The following is a 6,953-nucleotide window of genomic DNA, read 5'->3' as shown; positions in this document are numbered from 1 at the left end:
TTCGCCGCCACCACGCTGCTGCTCGGCCGGCGCGGCTTCGGCCTCGGCGACGCCAAACTCGCGCTGAGCGTGGGCATGCTGCTCGGCTGGTACGGCTGGCCGGTGCTGGTCGCCGGGCTGCTGCTCACCTTCGCCCTGTCGGCGGTGGTCAGCCTCGCGCTGCTGCTGGCCCGCCGGGTCAGCTGGTCGAGCCACCTCCCCTTCGGCCCCTTCCTGATCCTCGGCACCTGCGCCGCCCTCCTCCTCCCCACCTGACCCCACCCGCCCCGGCCCGCCAACCCACTCGGTGATCAAGAGGTTTGCGTCAGGGAGAGCCCTTTCCCGAGACGCAAACTTCTTGATCACCGGGGTTCCGGCCGAGCCGGGGTGGGGCCGGTCGGGCGGTCAGGGATGCTCGGCGGTGGCCGGGAGTCGGTCCGGGTGGGTGGTGTGGCGGGCCAGCAGGTCGGCGACGGGGCGGGCGATCAGCGGCGTGCCGGCCAGCGTCACCAGGGCGCCGAGGAACAGGCCGGCGGCCACGTCGTGCGGGTAGTGCACGCCGACGAAGACCCGGGAGAGCGCGGCGAGCAGCGCCAGCGGCGCGGCGACCAGCCCGAGCCGGCGGGAGAGCAGCAGGGTGGGCCGCGGCGAGCGCGCCGGCGATGGTGGCGTGGTTGCTCGGGAAGGACCAGTCGCCGACCGGCGGGCAGTGCCCGGCCACCACGGTCGCGACTTGCCGGCAGGGTCGATCCTCGTCGAAGACGGTCTTCAGCGCCTCGCTGCCCGCGTACGCGAGGACCACGGTGACCGGCGCGACCAGCGCGACCGCCCGGTCCCACGGCCCGCCGCGCAGCAGCCGGGGCGCGGCGGCGAACAGGAACAGCGCGCCGAGCAGCAGGATCGCCGCCTCGGTGAAGTGCCCCGCGAACCACTGCACCGACGACGGGGTGGAGTCAGCGACGTCGGTGATCTCCCGGTACCACTCCACGCTGATGTCGGGAACGTCCGTCGTATCGGTCTGCACCATGCCTCACCTCACCAAATGTTCATACCCCGTTTACCTCGGGCAGACGGTACGAATGACGGAGGCGGCCGGCACCGTGCGATGGTGAGGGTTTGGCCCTGACCTTCGTCTCAGCGACTTCACAGCCCGGGGCGGATTGGCTGGCCGCCGACCACGGGTAACGGGAGTTCCGTGCGTAGTGACGAGAACTGGCTGGTGCGGCGTACCGCGGCCGACAGCGACCGGCTCGGCGAGACCGAGTCGGTCTTCGCGCTCAGCAACGGCTGGGTGGGCTGGCGCGGCATGCTGGACGAGGGCGAGCCGTACGGGATGTCCGGCAGCTACCTCAACGGCTTCCACGAGCAGCGCGAACTCAGCTACCCGGAGGACGGGTACGCCTTCCCGCAGCGCAGCGACACCGTGGTCAGCGCGCCCAACGCCGCCCTGATCCGGCTCTGGGTGGGCGGCGACGAGCTGGACCTGCGCACCGGGACGCTGCGCGCCCACGAGCGGGTGCTCGACCTGCGCGCCGGCGTGGTGCGCCGGGACACCGAGTGGATCTCGCCGGGCGGGCACGGGGTCCGCGTTCGCAGCACCCGGCTGGTGTCGCTGCCCCGGCACCCGATCGCCGCCGTCCGCTACGAGGTCGAGCCCTTGGGCGACGCGCCGGTCGAACTCCGGCTCTGCTCGGACGTGCAGGCCAACGAGCGGGTGCCGGAGCGCCCCGACGATCCCCGGGCCGCCTCGGTGATCCGCGACCCGCTGAACGCCGAGGCCCACCGCTGCGACGGCGGCTCCGGCGTGCTGGTGCACCGCACCGACCGCAGCGCCCAGCGGGTCGCGGTCGCGGTCACCCACGAGTCCGAGGTTCCGGAGGGCTTCGCCACCTCCGACGACTGCACCGCCGACCGCCTCCGGATGTGCGTCGAGGGCCGGCTGCGCCCCGGCCAGCGGCTGCGGATCACCAAGTACGCCGCGCACGAGTGCACGCCCGTCGACGGCATGGCGGCGAACGAGCTGGCCGACCTGGTCGCCGCCGAGGCCGACGCGGCCCGGGAGTACGGCTTCGACGCCCTCCTCGCCGACCAGCGGGCCGCCCTCGACGGGCACTGGCAGACCGCCGACGTGGAACTCGACGGCGACCCCGAGCTCCAGCAGGCCATCCGGTTCGCCGTCTTCCACCTGCTCCAGGCCGGCCGGGCCGAGGGCGACCGGACCATTGCGGCGAAGGGGCTGACCGGCAACGGCTACGACGGGCACGTCCTCTGGGACACCGAGGGCTACGTGCTGCCGGTGCTGACGTACCTGGCGCCGGAGGTGACCCGGTCGGCGCTGCGCTGGCGGCACGCCCACCTGCCCGAGGCCCGGGAGCGTGCCGCCGAGCTGCGGCTGCCCGGCGCGACCTTCCCGTGGCGGACCATCAGCGGCCGGGAGTGCTCCGGCTACTGGCCCGCCGGCACCGCCGCCCTGCACGTCAACGCCGACATCGCCGACGCGGTGCTGCGCTACGTCGCGGCCACCGGGGACGACGACCTGCTCGCCGGGGTCGGGCTGGAGCTGCTGGTCGCCTCGGCCCGGCTCTGGCACGGCTTCGGGTACTTCTCGGACGAAGGCGCCTTCCACATCACCGGCGTCACCGGCCCGGACGAGTACGCCGCCCTGGTCGACGACAACCTCTTCACCAACGTGATGGCCCGGCGCAACCTGCTCGGCGCCGCCGACGCCGCCGAACGGCACCCCGGGCGCGCCGGGGAACTGGGCGTCAGCCCGGCCGAGATCACCGGCTGGCGGGCCGCCGCCGACGCGGTCCACCTCCCGTACGACGGCAAGCGGGGCGTGCACCAGCAGGCGGCCGGCTTCACGGAGCAGCCCGAGTGGGACTTCGCCGCGCTGACCGAGGACGACTACCCGCTGCTGCTGCACTTTCCCTATCTGGAGCTCTACCGCAAGCAGGTGGTCAAGCAGGCCGACCTGGTGCTGGCCATGCAGCGCTGCCCCGGCGAGTTCACCGCCGACGAGAAGCGGCGCAACTTCGCCTACTACCAGGCCCGGACCGTCCGCGACTCGTCGCTCTCCGCCGCCTCGCAGGCGGTGCTCGCCGCCGAGATCGGGCACCTGGACCTGGCGTACGACCTGTTCGCCGAGGCGGCGCTGCACGACCTGGCAGACCTGGGGGACAAGACCAGCGACGGGCTGCACCTGGCCGCGCTGGCCGGCGCCTGGACGGCGGTGGTGGAGGGCTTCGGCGGGCTGCGCGACCAGCGGGGCGAGCTGTCCTTCGACCCTCGGCTGCCGGCCCGGCTCGACCGGCTGGCCTTCGGGCTGCGCTGGCGCGGGCAGCGGCTGCGGGTCACCCTCACCCGGGACGAGGCCCGCTACGAGTTGCCCGACGCCGCCCCGGAGGTCGAGGTCACGCTCCGGCACGCCGGGGAGCCGGTGACCGTCACCGGTCAGACGGCGCTGACCCGGCCCATGCCGCCGGTGCCGAACCCGGGCCCCGAGCCGCCGTCCCCGGCCGGCCGGCGTCCCGCCCGCCGCTCGGCCGGCTAGGGTGGCGCGGGTGCCGGAACTCCAGCGTCTGACGCCCGACCACGCTCCCGCGCTGCTGACGTTCGAGCGGGAGAACCGCGCGTACTTCGCCCGCAGCGTGCCGGACCGGGGCGACGACTACTTCGCGCAATTCGCCGCCCGGCACGCCGCGCTGCTCGCCGAGCAGGAGACCGGCAACTGCCACTTCCACGTCCTGGTCGACGACGACGGCGAGGTGCTGGGTCGGTTCAACCTGGTCGACGTTGCCGACGGCGAGGCCGACCTGGGCTACCGGGTCGCCGAACGGGCCGCCGGGCGCGGCCTGGCCACCGCCGGCGTTCGGCAGGTGTGCGACCTGGCCCGCGACGCGTACGGGTTGGTCCGGCTGACCGCCTCGGCGACGCTGGACAACGCCGGCTCGCTGGCGGTGCTGCGCCGGGCCGGTTTCACGCCGGTCGGTGAGGTGCTGCTCGACGGCCACCCCGGGCTGCGCCACGTCAGGGAACTGGCCGACTGACCCCGCTCGCCATCCGCTCCCGCACCGCTTCCAGCGCCTCGAAGGCGTACGCCCAGTTGTGGCACTTGAAGCTGCGCAGCCCCTCGATCGGGGTGTGGCAGTCGACGCAGTGCACCCCGGCGATCCCGTCCGGCACCTCGGTGTTGACGTACTTGCGGTCGCCGAGGATGACGGTGGCGATCATCGCTGTGTCGTGCACGCCCTTCAGCGCCGAGGAGACGATGTCCAACCAGGTCTGCCGGCGGCCGCACTTCGGACAGTCCGGCTCGTCGCCGCTGACCCAGAGCGGCGCCCCGATGCTCGCCGCCGGCATCCCGAGCAGCTTCTCGATCCGCCGCACGTCGTGTTCCGGAGTGACCCACCGGTGCCGCCCGGGCAGCGCCGCGGGCGAGTCGTACACGGCTCGGAACAGGACCGGATCGACCTCGACGGTCTCCCGCTGACGGGTCATCGCGTACCTCCTCGGCGACGGTCGTGCCCCCGTCGTACGGCAGCGGCGGACGCACGGCAGCCGGATCACCGACACGACGGGTCAGCGTAGCGTCGCTGCGGGTGCTAGACATGCAGGCGCGACGTCGCCGAGCGAGGGGAGTTTCCGGTGGTCGCGCCGACCGACGCCGAGCTGCGGCCCAACGTCGCCCGGATGTACGACTACTTCCTGGGTGGCTGCCACAACTTCGCCGCCGACCGGGCCGCCGCCGAGCAGATCCTGTCGATCTTCCCGGACACCGGCGTCGCCGCCCAGGCCAACCGCCACTTCCTGCGCCGGGCCGTCCGGTTCGCCGCCGAGCGGGGCGTACGCCAGTTCCTCGACATCGGCGCGGGCCTGCCCACCCAGGGCAACGTGCACGAGATCGTCCGTCAGGTCGCACCCGACTCGCGGGTGGTCTACGTCGACGTCGACGAGGTCGCCGTCGCGTACGCCCGGCGGCTGCTGCCCACCGACGACGGCACGGTGGTCGTCCGCGCCGACCTGCGCCGCCCGGACGAACTGCTCGCCCACCCCGACGTGCGGTCCTTCCTCGACCTCGACCGGCCGGTCGCGGTGCTGCTGGTGGCGGTGCTGCACTTCGTCACCGACGCGGAGGACCCGTACGCCGCGGTGGCCCGGCTGCGCGACGCCACCGTTCCCGGCAGCCTCCTGGTGGTCTCCCACCTCACCTCCGACGGCGCGCCGCCGCTGCCGGCCCAGCGGGGCACGGCGGTCTACCAGCGCAGCAGCGCGCCGCTGGTGCCCCGCACGCACGCCGACATCCTGCGCTTCCTCGACGGGTACGACCTGGTCGAGCCCGGCCTGGTGCGGGTGGCCGAGTGGCGGCCGGACGGCGAGCCGCAGCAACGCGTCTCCCACGGGTACGGCGGCGTCGGCGTCCGCCGCTGACCCACTCCCGGGCGGAAACCCTCCCCGTTCGGACACCTGTCGGCGGGCGCCCGGCCTGGTGTGATTCCTGGCGGGCGCTGTCGGCCACGTCCTCCGGCCCGGCGCCCGGCGCACCGGGGGAGGCGTGCGCCGGCGACCTCGTGGACCCTTCGCGGGGGCGCGACACGCCTGGAGGAAACAGGGGGTGTGCCCTCCGGGCCGCGTGGGACGTGGCCCGGAGGGGCACGCGTACGTCAGCCGGGGAGCCCCGCCGCCCCTCGGCGCACCGCTTCGCCGGCCAGCCGGGACCGGCGCCGCTCGTCGTTGGTGACCAGCCCGAACTTGTCGTACAGGTTGGTCAGGTGCTTCTTCACGGCGCTCTCGCTGACGCCGAGCGCGGTGGCCAGCGCCCGCACGGTGGGCGGCTCGGGGAAGGCGCTGCCGCCCTCGACGTACGGGCGGCAGAGCACCTCGACCAGTTCCTGTTCCCGCCGGGTCAGCGCCGGGGGCGCCGGCGGCGGCTCGACGCCCACCGTCCGGGTGCCGGTGAGTTCCGCCGGCGCGCGGAACAGCAGCCGGGCCGGGCCGATCTCCACCCGGTCGCCGTCGCGCAGCAGCCGGGCCTCCCGCACCGGGGCGCCGTTGACGGTGGTGCCGTTGGTGCTGCCCAGATCGCGGATCGTCCAGCCGGACGGGAACCGTTCCACCAGGGCGTGCAGCCGGGAGACCAGTTTGCTGTCGATGGGCAGCTCGTTGCCGGGCGCCCGGCCGATGGTCAACGCGTCGGTGGTCAGCGGCACCAGCCGGACCGCGCCCACCCCGTGGACCTCGAGGTATCCGGCGGTCACCGGTCGCACCAGGGCTCGGTGGTCGCGGTGGTGGCCACCTGAGACCGGTCGGCGGTGACCGTCGCCGTCGCCGTGGTGCACCGCCCCGCCGACGGGTACGGCTCGGTCCACAGCTCGTACGGCTGCCCGACCGCGCGCTGCCGGGCGGGCGTGGGCCGGTCGGCGCGTACCCCCAGGTCGACGGTCCAGGTGCCGCCGCCGGTGGCCGCGTTGTCCCGGTACTGCTTCCACACCCAGACGTACGCCATCGTGGCCCGGCAGCTCGGCGACCAGTACTGCTTGACGGAGATCGCCCGCAGCCCGCCCGCGTGCCCGTACGCGGACGCGCCGACCTGGTAGGCGTCGGCGTAGCAGGGGCCGGGCGGCGCGTCGTCCCGGCTCGCGGACCGGGGTCGGCCGGTGCCGACGACCGGGGTGGCGAACCGCCGGCCGTCCACGGTCAGCTCGAGCGACGCCCGGATCGGTCCGGCGGCGTGCGGGACGGCGACCAGCCGCACCGCGCACCGGTCGCCCGGCGCGAGCGGTCGGGTGGTGCACCCGTCCGCGACGATCCGCAGGTCGCCCCGGGACGGCCCGATCAGCGTCAACCCGGTCAACCGCACCGGCGTCCGCGCGGTTACCGACGGCCACCACCTGCTCGGGGCGACTCGGCGTTGAGTTCCAGCTCGCCGAAGGGCACCTGGGCCGGCAGCTCCACCGGGGCGGGCGTGGGCAGCG

General features: G+C 74.5%; 6 protein-coding genes and 2 pseudogenes. 4 read left to right on the top strand and 4 right to left on the bottom strand.

Annotation, left to right across the window (positions count from 1 at the left end):
• Positions 1-255, top strand: a pseudogene (locus tag JNW89_RS22570) (prepilin peptidase); the annotation flags it as partial.
• A gap of 129 nt (positions 256-384) precedes the next feature.
• Here JNW89_RS22570 and JNW89_RS38970 read toward each other — a convergent pair.
• Positions 385-1,006 (bottom strand): annotated as a pseudogene (locus tag JNW89_RS38970) (phosphatase PAP2 family protein).
• A gap of 168 nt (positions 1,007-1,174) precedes the next feature.
• Here JNW89_RS38970 and JNW89_RS22560 point away from each other — a divergent pair.
• Entirely contained in the window at positions 1,175-3,532 is a 2,358-nt protein-coding gene (locus tag JNW89_RS22560) for a glycoside hydrolase family 65 protein (protein WP_238450411.1), read from the top strand.
• Between the two features lie 10 nt (positions 3,533-3,542).
• A complete protein-coding gene (locus tag JNW89_RS22555) occupies positions 3,543-4,028 on the top strand; it encodes a GNAT family N-acetyltransferase (RefSeq protein ID WP_238450410.1) in 486 nt (161 codons plus the stop codon).
• Here the strand turns inward: JNW89_RS22555 and JNW89_RS22550 are convergent.
• Positions 4,009-4,479, bottom strand: coding sequence for a hypothetical protein (locus JNW89_RS22550; RefSeq protein ID WP_238450409.1), 471 nt, complete (start codon positions 4,477-4,479; stop codon positions 4,009-4,011). The genes JNW89_RS22555 and JNW89_RS22550 overlap by 20 nt on opposite strands.
• A 147-nt stretch (positions 4,480-4,626) precedes the next feature.
• On the opposite strand from JNW89_RS22550, the gene JNW89_RS22545 reads away from it, so the two are divergent.
• Positions 4,627-5,409, top strand: coding sequence for an SAM-dependent methyltransferase (locus tag JNW89_RS22545; protein WP_309140017.1), 783 nt, complete (start codon positions 4,627-4,629; stop codon positions 5,407-5,409).
• A gap of 233 nt (positions 5,410-5,642) precedes the next feature.
• On the opposite strand, the gene JNW89_RS22540 is transcribed toward JNW89_RS22545, so the two are convergent.
• Both JNW89_RS22540 and JNW89_RS22535 read right to left on the bottom strand, forming a co-directional pair.
• Entirely contained in the window at positions 5,643-6,236 is a 594-nt protein-coding gene (locus JNW89_RS22540) for an FHA domain-containing protein (RefSeq protein WP_238450408.1), read from the bottom strand.
• On the bottom strand, positions 6,233-6,832 hold the full coding sequence (locus JNW89_RS22535; protein ID WP_238450407.1) for a hypothetical protein: 600 nt from the start codon (positions 6,830-6,832) through the stop codon (positions 6,233-6,235). The genes JNW89_RS22540 and JNW89_RS22535 overlap by 4 nt, the downstream gene beginning before the upstream one ends.
• Positions 6,833-6,953: the final 121 nt, after the last annotated feature.

Source organism: Micromonospora sp. 4G55 (assembly GCF_016803375.1).
The sequence above is the reverse complement of the archived record's forward strand: the minus strand, read 5'-3'. Positions and strand labels throughout refer to the sequence as shown.

Excerpts from the sequence above, each read along its gene's own strand:
- JNW89_RS22550 (WP_238450409.1), bottom strand. The coding sequence starts at position 4,479 with ATGACCCGTCAGCGGGAGACCGTCGAGGTCGATCCGGTCCTGTTCCGA.